18 protein-coding genes are annotated in these 15,517 nt (G+C 59.3%); 5 read left to right on the forward strand and 13 right to left on the reverse strand.

Going from position 1 to position 15,517, the window contains the following annotated elements:
- Position 1: 1 nt before the first annotated feature.
- On the reverse strand, positions 2-1,015 hold the full coding sequence (locus tag GOW60_RS04365; protein WP_152457416.1) for a hypothetical protein: 1,014 nt from the start codon (positions 1,013-1,015) through the stop codon (positions 2-4).
- 147 nt (positions 1,016-1,162) lie between these two features.
- Here GOW60_RS04365 and GOW60_RS04370 point away from each other — a divergent pair, with 147 nt between their 5' ends.
- Entirely contained in the window at positions 1,163-2,098 is a 936-nt protein-coding gene (locus tag GOW60_RS04370) for a DMT family transporter (protein ID WP_171228379.1), read from the forward strand.
- Positions 2,099-2,379: 281 nt separating this feature from the next.
- Entirely contained in the window at positions 2,380-3,153 is a 774-nt protein-coding gene (locus GOW60_RS04375) for a Hint domain-containing protein (RefSeq protein ID WP_367396931.1), read from the forward strand.
- 56 nt (positions 3,154-3,209) lie between these two features.
- On the opposite strand, the gene GOW60_RS04380 is transcribed toward GOW60_RS04375, so the two are convergent.
- The 8 genes from GOW60_RS04380 to GOW60_RS04415 all read right to left on the reverse strand — a co-directional run bounded on the left by GOW60_RS04380 (position 3,210) and on the right by GOW60_RS04415 (position 10,941).
- A complete protein-coding gene (locus GOW60_RS04380; RefSeq protein ID WP_171228380.1) occupies positions 3,210-5,411 on the reverse strand; it encodes a 3-hydroxyacyl-CoA dehydrogenase NAD-binding domain-containing protein in 2,202 nt (733 codons plus the stop codon).
- Positions 5,404-5,892, reverse strand: a complete 489-nt coding sequence (locus GOW60_RS04385) for a cupin domain-containing protein (protein ID WP_170347235.1) — start codon at positions 5,890-5,892, stop codon at positions 5,404-5,406. The genes GOW60_RS04380 and GOW60_RS04385 overlap by 8 nt, the downstream gene beginning before the upstream one ends.
- The gene (locus GOW60_RS04390; RefSeq protein ID WP_152457420.1) at positions 5,892-7,103 is read right to left on the reverse strand and encodes an acetyl-CoA C-acetyltransferase; all 1,212 of its coding nucleotides are present in this window, start codon (positions 7,101-7,103) and stop codon (positions 5,892-5,894) included. Before GOW60_RS04390 ends, GOW60_RS04385 begins: the two co-directional genes overlap by 1 nt.
- Before the next feature lie 11 nt (positions 7,104-7,114).
- Positions 7,115-7,753, reverse strand: coding sequence for a glutathione S-transferase family protein (locus tag GOW60_RS04395; RefSeq protein ID WP_171228381.1), 639 nt, complete (start codon positions 7,751-7,753; stop codon positions 7,115-7,117).
- Between the two features lie 60 nt (positions 7,754-7,813).
- Positions 7,814-8,026 carry a hypothetical protein gene (locus tag GOW60_RS04400; protein WP_152457422.1) on the reverse strand — a complete coding sequence of 71 codons (213 nt, stop codon included), beginning with the start codon at positions 8,024-8,026 and terminating at the stop codon, positions 7,814-7,816.
- 53 nt (positions 8,027-8,079) lie between these two features.
- On the reverse strand, positions 8,080-9,861 hold the full coding sequence (locus tag GOW60_RS04405; RefSeq protein WP_171228382.1) for an acyl-CoA dehydrogenase C-terminal domain-containing protein: 1,782 nt from the start codon (positions 9,859-9,861) through the stop codon (positions 8,080-8,082).
- A 42-nt stretch (positions 9,862-9,903) separates the two neighbouring features.
- A complete protein-coding gene (locus tag GOW60_RS04410; protein WP_152457424.1) occupies positions 9,904-10,305 on the reverse strand; it encodes a MerR family DNA-binding transcriptional regulator in 402 nt (133 codons plus the stop codon).
- 267 nt (positions 10,306-10,572) lie between these two features.
- Entirely contained in the window at positions 10,573-10,941 is a 369-nt protein-coding gene (locus GOW60_RS04415) for a MerR family DNA-binding transcriptional regulator (protein WP_152457425.1), read from the reverse strand.
- 115 nt (positions 10,942-11,056) lie between these two features.
- Here GOW60_RS04415 and GOW60_RS04420 point away from each other — a divergent pair, with 115 nt between their 5' ends.
- Genes GOW60_RS04420 through GOW60_RS04430 form a run of 3 tightly spaced genes read left to right on the forward strand, consistent with a single transcriptional unit; the run spans position 11,057 to position 13,315 of the window.
- Positions 11,057-11,476 carry a PaaI family thioesterase gene (locus tag GOW60_RS04420; RefSeq protein ID WP_152457426.1) on the forward strand — a complete coding sequence of 140 codons (420 nt, stop codon included), beginning with the start codon at positions 11,057-11,059 and terminating at the stop codon, positions 11,474-11,476.
- Between the two features lies 1 nt (position 11,477).
- Positions 11,478-11,996 (forward strand): PaaI family thioesterase, encoded by a 519-nt coding sequence (locus tag GOW60_RS04425; RefSeq protein ID WP_152457427.1) that lies wholly within the window; start codon positions 11,478-11,480, stop codon positions 11,994-11,996.
- A gap of 2 nt (positions 11,997-11,998) precedes the next feature.
- On the forward strand, positions 11,999-13,315 hold the full coding sequence (locus GOW60_RS04430) for an MATE family efflux transporter (RefSeq protein WP_171228383.1): 1,317 nt from the start codon (positions 11,999-12,001) through the stop codon (positions 13,313-13,315).
- Here the strand turns inward: GOW60_RS04430 and arsC are convergent.
- The 4 genes from arsC to GOW60_RS04450 are packed head-to-tail and all read right to left on the reverse strand — an operon-like array spanning position 13,312 to position 15,471.
- Positions 13,312-13,653 carry an arsenate reductase (glutaredoxin) gene (gene arsC / locus GOW60_RS04435; RefSeq protein ID WP_152457429.1) on the reverse strand — a complete coding sequence of 114 codons (342 nt, stop codon included), beginning with the start codon at positions 13,651-13,653 and terminating at the stop codon, positions 13,312-13,314. The genes GOW60_RS04430 and arsC overlap by 4 nt on opposite strands.
- Positions 13,650-14,708, reverse strand: coding sequence for a quinone-dependent dihydroorotate dehydrogenase (locus GOW60_RS04440; protein ID WP_171228384.1), 1,059 nt, complete (start codon positions 14,706-14,708; stop codon positions 13,650-13,652). Before GOW60_RS04440 ends, arsC begins: the two co-directional genes overlap by 4 nt.
- Positions 14,705-15,136, reverse strand: a complete 432-nt coding sequence (locus tag GOW60_RS04445; RefSeq protein ID WP_171228385.1) for a DUF1330 domain-containing protein — start codon at positions 15,134-15,136, stop codon at positions 14,705-14,707. The genes GOW60_RS04440 and GOW60_RS04445 overlap by 4 nt, the downstream gene beginning before the upstream one ends.
- Positions 15,133-15,471, reverse strand: coding sequence for a DUF952 domain-containing protein (locus GOW60_RS04450; RefSeq protein WP_171228386.1), 339 nt, complete (start codon positions 15,469-15,471; stop codon positions 15,133-15,135). The genes GOW60_RS04445 and GOW60_RS04450 overlap by 4 nt, the downstream gene beginning before the upstream one ends.
- Between the last annotated feature and the right edge of the window lie 46 nt (positions 15,472-15,517).

Raw genomic sequence — 15,517 nt, forward strand, 5'->3', positions numbered from 1 at the left:
CTTATTCACCGCATATGTTTTGCAGCCGGACCCAATCACGGTCCGGCAACACCTGTTCCAGTGTCCGACCGGCCATGGGATCGGCCTCGATCAGGCCCAATACTGACTCTCCGGTAATGTCCTGAGCATAGGCGTAAGGGGTGGAAGGCAGGGCGCTTTGCGAGAACATCGCCAGCAAGTCTTCGTCCGGAAGGGAAGGTCGGGGCTGCGAGAGGACCTGTTCGGTATAGGTGTCGATGATCTCAGGTGTCAGTTCCCCGGTTGTCAACAGCCGGAAGGCCGAGGCCGCCCCGGTTCTGTCCAGCAGATCATCCAGCGGGTCGTTGAGCGCCGTCCGCGCGCGCTCTGCAACAACATAGCCTGCTGCGACAGCAGGGTCTTCGTGGTCTTCAACCAGCGCCCGGTTCAACAGAACGGTGCCACCCGGCAAGCTGAGGCTGTCCTGAACGCCGGCGGGCAGAATAACGATCTGCCGTACGCCCGTACGACTGGCCAAGCGATCCAGTGAAGCCTGCGCATCCACGGAAGAACAGGCCGGTCCCGAGACGCGCTCGATCCGACGCAGGATCGTGTCTCCGATTTCCTGCCGTTTGATTTCGGGCACGACCGAGACAACATGGTTTTGCAACGCACCGGGCAGCCAAAACAACAATACGGCCAGAACCGCGGCCACAACGCCTCCGACGCTCATCCAGCGCAAACGGCCGGGATGGGGGCGCGAGCGTTCGATGGCCCGTTGCAGCCGATCGATCGCTTCAAGCATCGTGGTTTCGGATTCTCCCAGTTCCAGTGTCTCATCCGGATCGCCGTCGGGGCAAAAAACAGCCGGAAAGGCACCGGGGTTCTGCCGTTCAAGCGCCGCCAAAGACCAATGCGTCAAAGCCCTGTCATTGAAATCGGAAATGGTCAGGGTCGCCTTGCCAATCGATACCACGACTTCGCGCCGCTGTTCATCGGGCGAAGGGCGCCACAGACCGGTGGCTTCGATCCGCTGGTACTGTTTCAGGGCCGTCATCTGGTTGGGGTCTGCTCGAATTTGTTTTGCCGCAGCTTAGCATGGTGAAAACGCCGTGCGCAAACCTGTTGCGCAGGTATTCCGATTTGTGCTGGATACCCTTCAAGAAAAAGATCGCCGATCTTTGATCGCAACAAGGGCACGGACATGCAGGCAGATACGACCACCTCTCCGGTGCTGGCTTCAGCCCTTATGGTCGCAGCAATGGCTATTATCGGCGTGATCGACAATGTTGTGATCCTGCTGGCCGAGACGGTCGGGCTGTGGCAATTCCATTTCATGCGGGCATTGCTGATGCTGCCGCTGATTGTCGGCCTGTCCCTTATGGGGCTGGGCAGGCTGAGGCCGCAACGGTGGGGGGCGGTCACCTTGCGCAGTCTTCTGATTACGACGGCCATGTTTTTCTATTTTGCGTCGCTGTCGATGATGCCGATTGCGCAAGCCCTGGCAGGGTTGTTCACCTCGCCGATTTTCGTGCTGCTGATTTCGTCCTTTGCGCTTGGGCAAAAGATCGGGCCCTGGCGCATTCTGGCTGTGCTGGTCGGTTTTTCGGGCACCCTTCTGGTTTTGCAACCCAACCCAGTCGAATTTGACATGCGTTCGGTTTTTCCAATTGCCGCAGGTTTTTTCTATGCCTTGAGTTCGATCATGACGCGGACATATTGCGCGCGTGAAAGCACGGTTGCGATGCTGGCAGCCATGGTTATTACCCTTGGGCTGTCAGGGGCCGTGGGCGCCACCTTGTTCACGGTTGCGCCCGTTGCCACGCTGGACGGGCCGGATGGCTTTGTTACACGGGGTTGGGCCTGGGAAGTGGGGCCCGCGCTGCCATGGATTGTTGTTCAGGCCGTCGGGTCGACCATTGCGGTCTTCATGCTCATCAAAGCCTATCAGGTAGGCGAAACCTCTTACGTGGCCGTGTTCGAGTATTCGGTGATGATCTTCGGGCCGCTCTTTGCATTCGTCGCACTGGGTCAGACCCTCGATTTGATGCAAGTGTCCGGGATTGTCCTGATCGCGGCGGCAGGGGTTTTGCTGGGCTGGCGGGCCAGGCGGTCATCCACCCAGCAGGAACTTGCCTGACACGTACAACAGCGCACTGCCAACGGATTTTGCGGCTGCAACCTCAACAAGCGGGTTCATTTCAACGGATCAGGTGCAGATGGATTCGTAAGTTCCATGCATGCTGACCGTTTCGAAAATTGCACAAAAGCCTGTTTGTGCCTTGTGAGTGTTCACAAAATCGCCATGGGAACGCGCTGAGACGGTCCAAATTGGGCATAAATATGTCCGAAATAAGACAGTTCCGGTTTTTGATGTTAGCTGTATTGCATAGTGAGTTTGTGCCAAAGGGGGTTAGGCACGTGTCTGAAGTTACGAGTATTTCTGTTTATCTTGATCAGTCGTCCGATACTGATCCATCCGGTTTGAACCACGCGGTGAACGCGCGCCGTGGTGGTTTTTTGAACGGCACGAAGGTTGCGACGACCAGCGGGTGGAAACCGGTTGAGCGCATTGCAGTCGGCGATCTGGTCCGAACTCTGGATCACGGGTTCAAAGAGGTGCGCCGCATCTCGACCAGCGTCGTGGTCATTCCTGCCGAAGAGCGCCGTTCCGAGTATTTGCCGGTTTTCGTACCGGCACGCGCCGCGTATAACGGGCGCCCCGTTTGGCTGATGCCCGAACAGGGCATTGCTCTGAACCTGTCGCAGATTGATGCCGATGTCAGCGGATGTTCCGTCGTATCCGCAAGACTGCTGAATGGCGTGGGTCGGTTTATGTCGCAGGCACCGGGATCGTCGTTTGAGGTCCGTTCCCTGTTTTTCGACGAAGATCAGGTGATTTTTGTCGAGGGCGGCCTGCAAGCTTACTGCCCTTCCGGCCTGTTCAACATGCGCGGCAGGGTCAGCGGGGCTGGTTACGATGTCGCCGATGAAGAGACCGGCACAAAGCTGGTCAACCTGATTGCAAGCAGGGGAGATATGTCAGCCCTTGCCAACCCATTGGGTGCCCTGCCTGCACCCATTCCGCAGGAACCGATATTTCCGATCCGTCCGCCCTCTGGGGTCAGGCGGCCGGGTCGACCGGGGCGTCCAAACGCGCCGGTGCTGTTTCTGCGGCCCGAATGGCAGATCTAACCAAACACTGACAAAAACGATGCAGGCGCGTGATTTCACGCGCCTGCGTCACTGATTCAGGCAGCTTTTGCTTCTGGGTTGAAACGCCCGTAGAAGGTTTGACCCTTTTCTGCCATCTCACGCAGCAGCGGCGGGCAGGCAAAGCGTTCGCCATATTTCTCGGCCAGCTGATCACATCTTTCGGCTGCGTAGGGCGTGCCGATGATGTCGAGCCAGCTGAGCGGACCACCGGACCACGGCGCAAAGCCCCAGCCCAGAATGGCGCCCACGTCGCCTTCACGAATGTCTTCCAGCACACCTTCTTCCAGCGCCCGAACCGCTTCCAGAACCTGAGCGAACATCAGGCGCTCCTGTACCTCGATCAGGTCGGGCTGGTCTTTGGCAAGCGGATACTTATCCTGAAGACCCTTCCAGTATTCGACGCGCTTGCCTTTTTCGTCATAGTCGAAGAAGCCGGCGTTTGCCTTGCGGCCCAGACGGCCCTGTTCTTCCATCCAGAAGATCAGATTGTCCGAGGGGCTTTCCGGATAGGCATTGCCCATGGCGGCCTTGGTCGCACGGGCGATCTTGGCCCCCAGATCAATCGAGGTTTCATCGGTCAGCTGGATCGGACCAACCGGAAAGCCCAACTGACGTGCGGCGTTGTCGATCAGCACGGGGCTCACGCCTTCGGTGATCATCCGTGCGCCTTCGTTGATGTACGGAATGATGCAGCGATTGGCGTAGAAGAAGCGCGCATCGTTGACCACGATCGGCGTCTTGCGGATCTGGCGCACGTAGTCGAGCGCCTTGGCCACCGCGCGATCACCGGTTTCCTTGCCCTTGATGATCTCAACCAGCAGCATCTTCTCGACCGGTGAGAAGAAGTGGATGCCGATGAATTGGTCCGGACGCACGCTTGCCTTGGCCAGGTCGGTGATCGGCAGGGTCGAGGTGTTCGAGGCAAAGATGCAGTCCTCGGGGATGATCGCCTCGACCTTTTTGGTCATCTCGGCTTTTACGCCCATGTCTTCAAACACGGCTTCGATGATCAGGTCACACCCTTTCAGATGGTCCAGATCCGGTGTCGCCGTGATGCGGTCCAGCATGGCCTCTTTCTTTTCAGCCGTGACCTTGCCGCGCTTGATACCCTTGTCCAGATAGGTTTCGGTATAAGCTTTGCCTTTGTCGGCCGCCTCTTGATCGCGGTCGACCAGAACGACTTCCATGCCAGCTTGGGCCGAAACCAACGCGATACCGGCCCCCATCATGCCAGCGCCCAGAACGCCGATCTTCTTGACACGCTGATCGGGCACACCTTTCGGACGGACCGCGCCTTTTTCAAGCGCTTCCTTGTTGAGGAACAGTGACCGGATCATCGCCGACGAGGACGGGTTCATCAGAATGTTGGTGAACCAGCGGGCTTCAATTTTCAACGCAGTGTCAAAGTCGACCAGCGCGCCTTCATAGATCGCGCTCAGAAGGGCTTTGGCCGCGGGGAAGGCGCCTTGCGTTTTCCCATGAACCATGGCGCTCGCGCCCACGAAGGTCATGAAACCGGCAGGGTGGTAGGGCGCACCACCGGGCATCTTGTAGCCCTTCGCGTCCCAGGGTTTCACCAGGTCGGCGTCCTTGGCATTCAGAACCCATTCCTTGGCCGCGGCAACCGGATCGTCGGCAACTGCGTCGATCAACTGCGCGCCCTTGGCCTTGGCCGGATCCATCATCTTGCCCTCAAGCAACACCGGGGCCGCCGCCATGGCGCCCACCATGCGGCTGTAACGGATGGTGCCGCCACCGCCGGGGAAGATGCCCAGCAGGATTTCGGGCAGCCCGATCTTGGACTTTGGATTGCTTGTCATGACGCGGTGATGGCAGGCCAGTGCAATCTCGGTCCCGATCCCGGCGCAGGTTCCGTTGATCGCGCAGGCGATGGGCTTGCCACCTTTCTTGGTCTTGGGGTCCATGCCCGCCAATTCCAGCTTGCGCAGGATGTGATGTCCGCCCATGACGAAATCAAACAACGCCTGCGCAGGTTCGTCCCCGGCTTCCTGACGGATGGTGGCCAATGTGTTCAGGTCCATTCCGCCGGCAAACGAGCCTTCCTTGCCCGAGGTAATGACAATACCTTTGATCTCGTCGTCGCTCAGGGCCTGATCAATCAGTTGGCTGACTTCTTGAAAAGCCTCGCGGGTCAGCACGTTCATGGATTTTCCCTGGGCGTCCCAGGTCACAAAGGCGACGCCATCCGCGTCTTTGGTCAGAGTGAAATCAGTCATTGTCATCTCCAATCTGGTCAGCCGTCAGCGGGCTGCCGTCTTTCCGGGTGAAAGAGAATCCGTTTTCATCATCCTTCACCATCATGTCTATGTCGCTGTAATAGCCGGTCTCGGTCGGGGTCCGTGTGCCCACCACCAGAAAGGTCGCGGGCGCATCGGTCTTGTTCACAAGGTGGTGGCCATTGGCCTCACCAGCGGGCCAAGCGGCGCAGTCACCGGGCAGCATCTCATGCTCACCATCGTCATCGATCAGCACGCATTTGCCGCTCAGCATGATGGCAAACTCGTCCTGCTCCATATGGTAGTGGCGCAGCGACGAGAGGCCCCGAGGCTCCAGCCGCACGATGTTGACCCCGTACTGGGTCAGCCCGCCCGCATCCCCGACGCGCTGCACAAAACGACCAGCGGTCGCCTCGGCCAGCTTGCCCGGATAGGACGAGCCCCCCTTGAACGGGATCTGAGAGAGATCCAGCTTGGGCATCAGACCCGCTCGATAATCGTTGCCGCACCCATGCCGGACGCAATGCAGAGCGTGGCCAGACCGGTTTCCTTGTCCTGACGCTCCAGTTCATCCAGCAAGGTGCCGATGATGATCGCACCGGTTGCGCCCAGCGGGTGACCCATCGCGATCGAGCCGCCGTTGACGTTGACCAGCGCCGGATCCACATCAAAGGCCTGCTGGAACCGCAGCACGACCGAGGCAAAGGCTTCGTTGACCTCGAACAGGTCCAGATCGCTGATCTTCATGCCGTTATCGGCCAGGATCTTCTCGGTCACAGGAACCGGGCCGGTCAGCATGATGGTCGGGTCGGTGCCGATTTTGGCGGTGGCCTTGATGCGTGCGCGGGGTTTCAGGCCGTATTTTTCACCAAATTCCTTGTTGCCGATCAGCACGGCCGCAGCCCCATCCACGATGCCCGAGCTGTTGCCCGCATGGTGGATGTGATTGATACGCTCAAGATGTGGGTATTTCAGCATCGCCACCTTGTCGAAACCGGGCATCTGCTCGCCCATCATCTGGAAGGACGGGTTCAACGCGCCAAGGCTTTGCATGTCGGTGCCCGGCCGCATGTACTCGTCGCGGTCCAGAATGGGCAGGCCGTTCTGGTCTTTGACCGTGATGATCGACTTTTCGAACCGGTTTTCCGCCCAGGCTTCCGCCGCGCGCTTTTGCGACTCAACCGCCAGAGCGTCCGCGTCATCGCGGCTGAACCCGTATTCCGTGGCAATGATGTCGGCCGAGATGCCCTGCGGCACAAAGTAGGTCTCCATCGCCAGAGAGGGGTCAACGGCAATCGCCGCCCCGTCGCTGCCCATGGGAACACGGCCCATCATCTCGACGCCACCGGCGATGTAGGCGTCGCCAGCTCCGCCCTTGACCTGGTTTGCGGCCAGGTTCACGGCTTCCATCCCGCTCGCGCAGAAGCGGTTGATCGCCAGGCCGGGGATCGACTGGTCCAGATCCGAGGCCAGAACAGCCGAGCGCGCCAGACAGCCGCCTTGCTCCATCACCTGCGTGACGTTGCCCCAGATCACGTCCTCGACGGCGTGGCCTTCCAGGTTGTTGCGTTCCTTCATCGCGTTCAGGGTCAGGGCGGACAGGCGTACCGAGGTCACCTCGTGCAGGCTGCCATCCTTGCGGCCCTTGCCGCGCGGGGTGCGCAGGGCGTCATAAATATAAGCTTCGGTCATGGGTCTTCTCCTCAAGCTCGATCCGACGGGTTGCCGGGCATCAGGTCATAGGGGTGTTTCCAGCCGGGCTGTTCGGACAGGCGAGTCAGCCAGGCGTCGATGTTGGGCCAGTCGGCACGGTCAAAGCCGAATGGTTCGGGGTAATACAGATAGCCGCAGCAGCTGAGATCGGCGTTGGTCACGCCGTCGCCGACGATCCAGTCGCGGTCTTCCAGATGCGCGTTCAGCACCTGATAGGCAGCCTTCAGGCGGCCCTGGTTGAAGGCGATCACATCCGGGTTGCGGTGCTGTTCGGGCAGAAAGTTGATCAGGAACCGGGTCAGGCCCGCCATCGAGCTGAGCTTGTGATTGTCCCACAGCACCCAGCGCAGGATGTCATAATTCTCTTCCCGGCTCTTGCCGCCGAACTTGCCGGATTTTTCAGTCACATAGGCTTGAATGGCACCGGATTGGGAGGTTTGGAAATCGCCATCGACCATGAAGGGCGCTTCGCCCATCACGTTGATTTCCGAACGGAATTCGGGGCTGCGGGTGACGCCGTTGAAGAAATCGACAAAGACCGGTTCCCAATCGAGGCCAGACATTTCCAGCGCCAGAGCGGCCTTGTAGGAATTGCCGCTTTCTCCGAAGCAGTGCAGTTTAATGGTCATGCAATCGCCCCTCCCGTGGCGTTTTGTGCGTCTTTCACCCTAGCTCGGCGGTTTTGGTGCCTAGCGCTTGCGCGCCTCCAGCTCGGAATTGAAAAGACGCAATCGGTGGGTAAGGTTGTCCTCATCAATGACGCTGTTGAAATTTTCGAACAGAAAAGACAGCGCTTCACCTTCATCTAATCCTGCCTCACGGGCAAAAGCCCTGAGCTTTCGATAGCCGTCCTCGGTCATGGCGACCGGGAAACGGCGGGTCAGGCGAAATCGTTTTGGCATTTTATCTCCTCCGAAAACCGGCTCCGGGGCGGGACCCCGGAACCGGAGAAAGATCAGAAGTTTGCAGCCTCCAGCGCCATGACCGTGTCTGCGCCGGTTTGAATGCGCGACAGATGCAACGCCGTGGCGGGCAGACGGCGGGCCATGTAGAAGCGGCCGGTGTTGATCTTGGTCTCGTAGAACTCTTTGTCCGACGTGCCTCTGTCGAGCGCTTCTTGTGCGGCCTTGGCCATACGCGCCCACATCAGGCCCAGGCAGACATGACCGAACATGTGCATGAAGTCATAGGAACCGGACAGCGCGTTGTTCGGGTTTTTCATGCCTTCCTGCATGAAATACATGCCAGCCGCCTGCAGATCCTTGGACGCAGCCTTCAGCGGTTCGATGAAGGCTTTGTCATAAGCCTCGTTCTGGCCTGCGTTTTCCTTGCAGAAGGTTTTGACCATGTCGAAGAAGGCCATGACGTGCTTGCCGCCATCCTGCGCCAGTTTGCGGCCAACAAGGTCCAACGCCTGAACGCCGTTGGCGCCTTCATAGATCATGGCGATCCGGGCATCGCGGGTGTATTGCGACATGCCCCATTCTTCGATGTAGCCGTGCCCACCATAGACCTGCTGCGCCTGAACGGTCATGTCGTAACCTTCATCCGTCAGGAAGCCCTTGATGACTGGGGTCAGAAGCGAGATCAGCCCGTCCGCGTCCTTGTCACCCGACCGGTGCGCCTTGTCGATCATGGTCGCGCCCCAAAGGATGAACGCGCGCGCGCCTTCGGTGAAGCTTTTCTGATCCATCAGATTGCGACGGATGTCGGGGTGAACGATCAGCGGATCAGCCGGGCCATCGGGGTTTTTCACACCGGTTACATCGCGGCCTTGCAGGCGGTCTTTGGCGTATTCCAGAGCGTTCTGATACGCCGCTTCGGCCTGCGACAGGCCCTGCATGCCCACACCCAGACGCGCCTCGTTCATCATCGTGAACATCGCACGCATACCTTTGTGCTCTTGGCCCAGCAGCCAGCCGGTGGCTTCGTCATAGTTCATGACGCAGGTCGAGTTGCCGTGGATGCCCATCTTTTCTTCGATCTTGCCGACCGAGACGCCGTTACGCTCGCCCAGCGAACCGTCCTCGTTCACGATGAACTTGGGCACGATGAACAGCGATACGCCTTTGATACCCTCGGGGCCGCCGGGGATTTTCGCCAACACCAGATGGATGATGTTGTCGGCCATGTCGTGATCGCCAGCCGAGATAAAGATCTTCTGGCCAGAGATTTTGTAGCTTCCGTCGCCCTGCGGTTCCGCTTTGGTGCGCATCAGGCCCAGATCGGTGCCGCAATGCGGTTCAGTCAGGTTCATGGTACCGGTCCATTCACAGCTGACCATTTTGGGCAGGTACTTGTTCTTCTGCTCGTCCGTTCCGTGCGCCAGAATCGCCGAGGCCGCGCCGTGCGTCAGGCCCTGGTACATTGTGAAAGCCTGGTTTGAGCCCGAGAACATCTCACCCACAGCAGTGCCCAACACATAGGGCATGTTTTGGCCGCCATACTCTTCCGGCATGTCGAGGCCAGTCCAGCCGCCTTCCTTCATCTGCTCGAAGGCTTCCTTGAACCCGGTCGGGGTGTACACAATACCGTTTTCCAACCGGCATCCTTCGGTGTCGCCGACAACGTTCAGCGGATGCAGAACATTTGTGGCAACCTTGCCAGCTTCTTCCAGAACCGCGCCGGTAAACTCGGCTTCCAGTTCGTTATAGCCGGGTATGTCCGACTGCGAGACATTCAGCACGTCGTGCAGGATGAACTGCATGTCTTTGGTTGGCGCGTTGTAAACGGGCATGTGAAGCTCCCTTAATTCATATGTCCGGATGACAGGTCGAGGTTACTCGGCTGCCTTCTTTTCCTGTTTCATCGAGGCGATGACTTTCTCGCCCCAGCGCAACTGCTCTTTCAGATCGTCGATGGCCTGCGTCAGCTCTTCACGGCGCGCTTCCATGTCCTCCAGACGCTCGCACGCGATTTCATAGGTGCGGGTCATCTGTGTGACCTGCTGGTCGCCTACATGGTACAAATCCAGCAGTTGTCGAATTTCTTCCAGGCTGAACCCAAATCGTTTGCCGCGCAGGATCAGTTTGAGCCGCGCCCGATCACGCTTGGTGAACAGACGTTTCTGGCCTTCACGGATCGGGAACAGAAGTTCCTTGGCCTCATAGAACCGCAAGGTGCGTGGCGTGACATCATAGGTCTCGCACATCTCACGGATGGTCATCACATCTTCGGTCATTCGTCATACTCTCGTCACTGGCGTCATGAGATATGAGTTGCGCAGTTGGTACGCGCTTTACAACACGAGAGTGACGTTTACGTAATCCAGACGCTGCGTCATTTCAAAGTTGACGTAACATCCGGTCACGTAAGCACGGTCTGACGCAATTTTCTTTCCGTAGCGTCATGCGGAATTTCCCGCCAAAGCTGTCGCAATTGCGGAAACACCGCGCATCTGCTTGCGCAGATTCAGGGTGATTAATTCGATTTTTCGGATGGGGGGCGGCTATCCCAAGGACTTGGCCGTCTGGTCGCGCAGACGCTTGAGTTCGTCCATGGCTTCGTCCAGTTGCTGGCGCTGCTGCTGAAGCTCGTTCATCTGGCGATCCGCCATCTCGACGAAGGTGGCCATTTGCGCCTCATTGCCCTGATCTTCGTAGATCAAAAGCCATTGGCGGATCTCTTCCAGAGGAAATCCGAACTTGCGGCCGCGCATGATCAGCTTCATCCGCGCGCATTCGCGCGGGCCGTAAAACCGGGACCGACCTTCACGGTCCGGTTGCAAAAGTTCGATGTATTCGTAATAGCGCAGAGTGCGCGGGGTCACGTCGAACTCGGCGCACATCTCTTTGAATGACAAACGGTTGTTGGACATTCCCGATCTCCTTGTCAGCAACCTAGGCGGTCCCGATCCCAAGCGCAACAGGTGGGCTTGCCCTTTGCGGAAACAGCGGCTCATAAAGGACGGGCAGAGAACAGGACGCAAACCAATGGTCGACAAGACAGTTTTAGCCCGCCAGTTTATTGAGGCGATCCCCCATGCGCGGGCATTGAACCTCAAGCTCACGCAGATCGGTGAGGGCGAGGCAGAGATCACTTTGCCCTACAATGAGGATCTGATCGGGGATCCGCGCACAGGGGTGATTCACGGTGGGGCGATTTCCACAATTCTCGACACATGCTGCGGTGCTGCTGTGATGAGCCACCCCTCGGCCCCCGGCGGGACAGCCACGATCGATCTGCGCATTGACTACATGCGCGCAGCGACACCGGGTCAGACGGTGACAGCGCATGCCGTCTGCTATCACATCACGCGGAACGTGGCGTTTGTACGAGCCACAGCTATGGACCATGACAAAGACCTGCCGGTGGCCACGGCCTCGGGGTCCTTTACGGTTGAGGGGAAATAACATGGCAAGACCTCGTCCCGAACCAATGCAGGTGGTCAAGCAGCGACGCGACGCAGCGTTGCGTGCGCTGGTTGACGGTGTCCCTTACATCCGATTTCTCAATATCAGCTTCGACCGGCGCGGGGATGAACTGACCGGCGTTCTGAACTTCGATGACAAGTTGATCGGCAACCCGTTCCTGCCTGCGATTCACGGCGGTGTAACCGCGGCATTCCTCGAAGTGACCGCTGTCATCACCCTCAGTTGGGAACATATGTTCCCGCGTATCGAAAGTGGCGAGATCGACGGAGAGGCCATTGTGACCGATCCGAATATCCGCTTTCCCAAGACCATCGACTTTACCGTCGACTATCTGCGCTCGGGCCTTCCACGGGACGCATATGCACGGGCTTTCATCAGCAGATCCGGGCGGCGGTATGCCTCGGTCCGGGTCGAAGCCTGGCAGGACAACCACGCGAAACTGTTCGCGCAGGCTTCCGGACATTTCCTGATGCCGCAACCTCCCAGAGACAAGAGCTGACCGTGCAGGACGCCTCGGCGCCCATCACGCACAGGCGGGTGCTGAAGATCGCGGTGCCCATAGTCCTGTCGAATGCCACCGTGCCGATACTGGGTGCGGTGGATACCGGCGTTGTCGGTCAGATGGGCGAGGCGGCCCCGATCGGGGCGGTCGGCATCGGGGCTGTGATCCTGTCCACAATTTATTGGATCTTCGGTTTCCTGCGGATGGGCACAACCGGGATGGCGGCGCAGGCACGCGGGGCAGGCGACACCGTTGAAACCCGGGCGCTGCTGATGCGCGGCCTGATCCTGGGAGGCGCGGCAGGACTGTTCTTTATCCTTGCGCAGGTGGCCGTGTTTGCGGGTGCATTCGCGCTTTCCCCGGCAAGCCCCGAAGTCGAAGCCCTGACCCGATCCTATCTGGAAATCCGCATCTGGGGGGCGCCTGCAACCATCGCGTTATATGCCGTTACCGGCTGGCTGATCGCCGTCGAGCGTACGCGCGGCGTGTTCATCCTTCAGGTCTGGATGAACGGGTTGAACATCGGTCTAGACCTGTGGTTCGTTCTGGGCCTTGGCTGGGGGGTCGAAGGGGTTGCCATTGCCACCCTGATCGCAGAATGGACCGGTTTGGCCTTGGGGGTGTGGCTTTGCCGGGATGGGTTCGCAGATGGAATCTGGCGCAATTGGGCTCGGGTTTTCGATGCCGCCCGGCTGCGGCGTATGGTGCAGGTCAACGGTGATATCATGCTGCGATCGGTTCTGTTGACCGGATCGTTCACGACATTCCTTTTTGTTGGCTCGGATCTGGGTGACGTGAATCTGGCGGCCAATCAAGTCTTGCTTCAATTTCTTGAAATCACCGCCTTTGCGCTTGATGGGTTCGCCTTTTCCGCCGAAGCGCTGGTCGGAGGCGCAGTCGGTGCCAGAGACAGGTTTCAGGTGCGTCGCGCCTCTGTCATGGCCTCGCAATGGGGTGTTGGGGGCGCGCTGTTGCTGGCGGCTGTTTTCTTCGTCGCCGGCCCGGCGCTGATCGATCTGATGTCAACTTCACCGCAGGTGCGTGAAGCCGGGCGCGAATACCTGTTCTGGGCCGCGATCGCCCCGGTGATCGGGGTGGCAAGCTGGATGTTCGACGGTATCTACATCGGCGCCACCTGGACCCGCGCCATGCGAAACGCGATGATTCAGTCGGTGGCGATCTATGTGGTCGCTTTGTTCATGCTGGTGCCTGTCTTCGGCAATCACGGCCTGTGGGCCGCGCTGATGGTTCTTAATATCGCACGTGGTGTGACGATGGGCTGGCGCTATCCCAAGCTTGAAGCCCAGGTGGCCTAGAGCAACGTCAACAGGTTTTCCGGCGGACGTCCGATGGCGGCTTTGTCTCCGGCAATTGCAAGAGGGCGCTCGATCAGGATCGGGTTTTCGGCCATGGCACGGATCAGGTCTTCGTCGGGCGAGGTTTTGGCCAGCCCCAGTTCCTTGAACCGTTTTTCGCCCGTGCGCATCATTTCGATCGGCGACAGCCCAAGGGCGGATTGTGCAGCGCGCAACTCGTCGATAGACGGCGCGTCTTCCAGGTACTTTCGAACGCAGACCTGAGCACCGTTTTCTTCCAAAAGCGCCAGACCGGCGCGGGATTTGGAACAGCGGGGGTTGTGCCAGTATTCGATCAAAGCCAGTCCTCTCGTTTGCTGCCGACGGCTTGCGATACGGTGTCAAAACCGTCACGCGCCAGCAAGTCATCCAGCCCTTTGGCGATGTCGGCCGCCAGGGAAATGCCGCCATACACCATTGCGGTATAGAACTGCACGGCCGATGCCCCGGCACAGATTTTGGCATAGGCCTGCTCGGCAGTGCTGATGCCGCCCACGCCTATCAGGGGGATATCCCCGTCCGTCAGTTTGCTCAGCCGAGCCAGTACGCGGGTCGACTTTTCAAACAGCGGGGCACCCGACAAACCACCACTTTCGTTTTTCTGCGCGCTGCGCAACCCGTCGCGGGACAGGGTGGTGTTGGTGGCGATCACAGCGTCCACCCCAGTTTCGCGTGCGACTTCGGCGATGTCCTGCAATTCCGCCTCGGTGAGATCCGGAGCGATTTTCAGGAAGATCGGCAGCGGGCGCGGCAGCGCATCACGTGTCCCGATCACACCGCTCAACAACGCGGTGAGAGCGGCTTTGCCCTGCAAATCCCGCAGCTTCTCCGTATTCGGAGATGATACGTTGACGGTTGCAAAATCCAGGTGTTCGGCACAATGGGCCAGCACTTTGACAAAATCGCCCGCGCGGTCTTCGCTGTCCTTGTTGGCCCCCAGATTCAGGCCGATGACCGCGTCTTTGGGGCGGTCTGCAAGCCGTTTGGCCATCATCTCCATGCCTTCATTGTTGAAGCCAAAGCGGTTGATGGCTGCCTTGTCCTCGGTCAGGCGAAACAGGCGGGGTTTGGGGTTTCCCGGTTGCGGGCGCGGCGTGACCGCCCCGACCTCGACAAAACCGAACCCGGCGCGGGACAGCGGGGCCAAAACCTCACCATTCTTGTCGAACCCGGCGGCCAGCCCAACCGGGTTCGGCAGCGTCAGCCCGGCAACGACGGTTTTCAGGCGCGGGGTCGTTACCGGCCCGGGTGCGGGTGCCAGCCCTGAATTCAACGCCCTGATCGACATCCCGTGGGCGGTCTCGGGGTCCATGCGGTGCAGGGCGGCGAGGCCCAGTTTCTCTGTCAGTTTCATCCGAACGTCGCCCCGGCTTCACTTGAACCGCATCGGATTAGGCGCGACGTTTCCACCGCCGCCTGACGGTGGATCACCGCCGCCCGATAGGCTGGGTCGTTGACCATTTCCAGAAATGCGTGTGCCGTCGGATAGCGGGCGATGAAGACGGCATCCCACGCTTCGTCCGCCGGGCCAATCAGGGTTGATTCAAACACCCCACGCCAAAGGATGCGCGCCCCGATACGTTCAATGATCGCAGCGGTTTCAGCCCCGTAGTTCTTGTAGGCTTGCGCTCCGGTCAGGTCTGCATTCGCCAGTTCATGCGCGGGTGGGTACTGCGCCTTGGCCCGAAACTTCACCAGGTTGAGCATTTCGATCGGCTGGTCCCGATCCAATGCCTTGAAGGCCTCGAACTGGTCGCGGTCCGGGTCGATATAGGATGTCATGACATGTCCTTTGGGAACTGGTGCGCGGTGCCGTCGAAAGGCAGAGGGCGTGACCAAACAACATCGCTCATCCGGATCTGGCGATAGAGATGCGGGAACAGGGCACCGCCGCGCGAGACCTCCCATTTCAGGTCGTCGCCCATCGCATCTGCGTCACAGGCCAGCAAAACAAGACCATCGACACCGGCAAAATGTTTGGCTGCGGTTTCAGCTGCTTGTTCAGCGGTGGAAAAGTGGACAAACCCGTCAGCGACGTCGATCGGAGCACCGTCCGAGGCACCCTGGTTCTGCAAGGCGGCCCACTCTTCGGCTCGGAAAATCTTGTAAATCAGCATACGGACCTGATGCCCCGCGTACGCGTTGGAATCAAGCCGGATTTCT

This window comes from Ruegeria sp. HKCCA4008 (assembly GCF_013033125.1).
Taxonomy (GTDB): Bacteria; Pseudomonadota; Alphaproteobacteria; order Rhodobacterales; family Rhodobacteraceae; genus Ruegeria.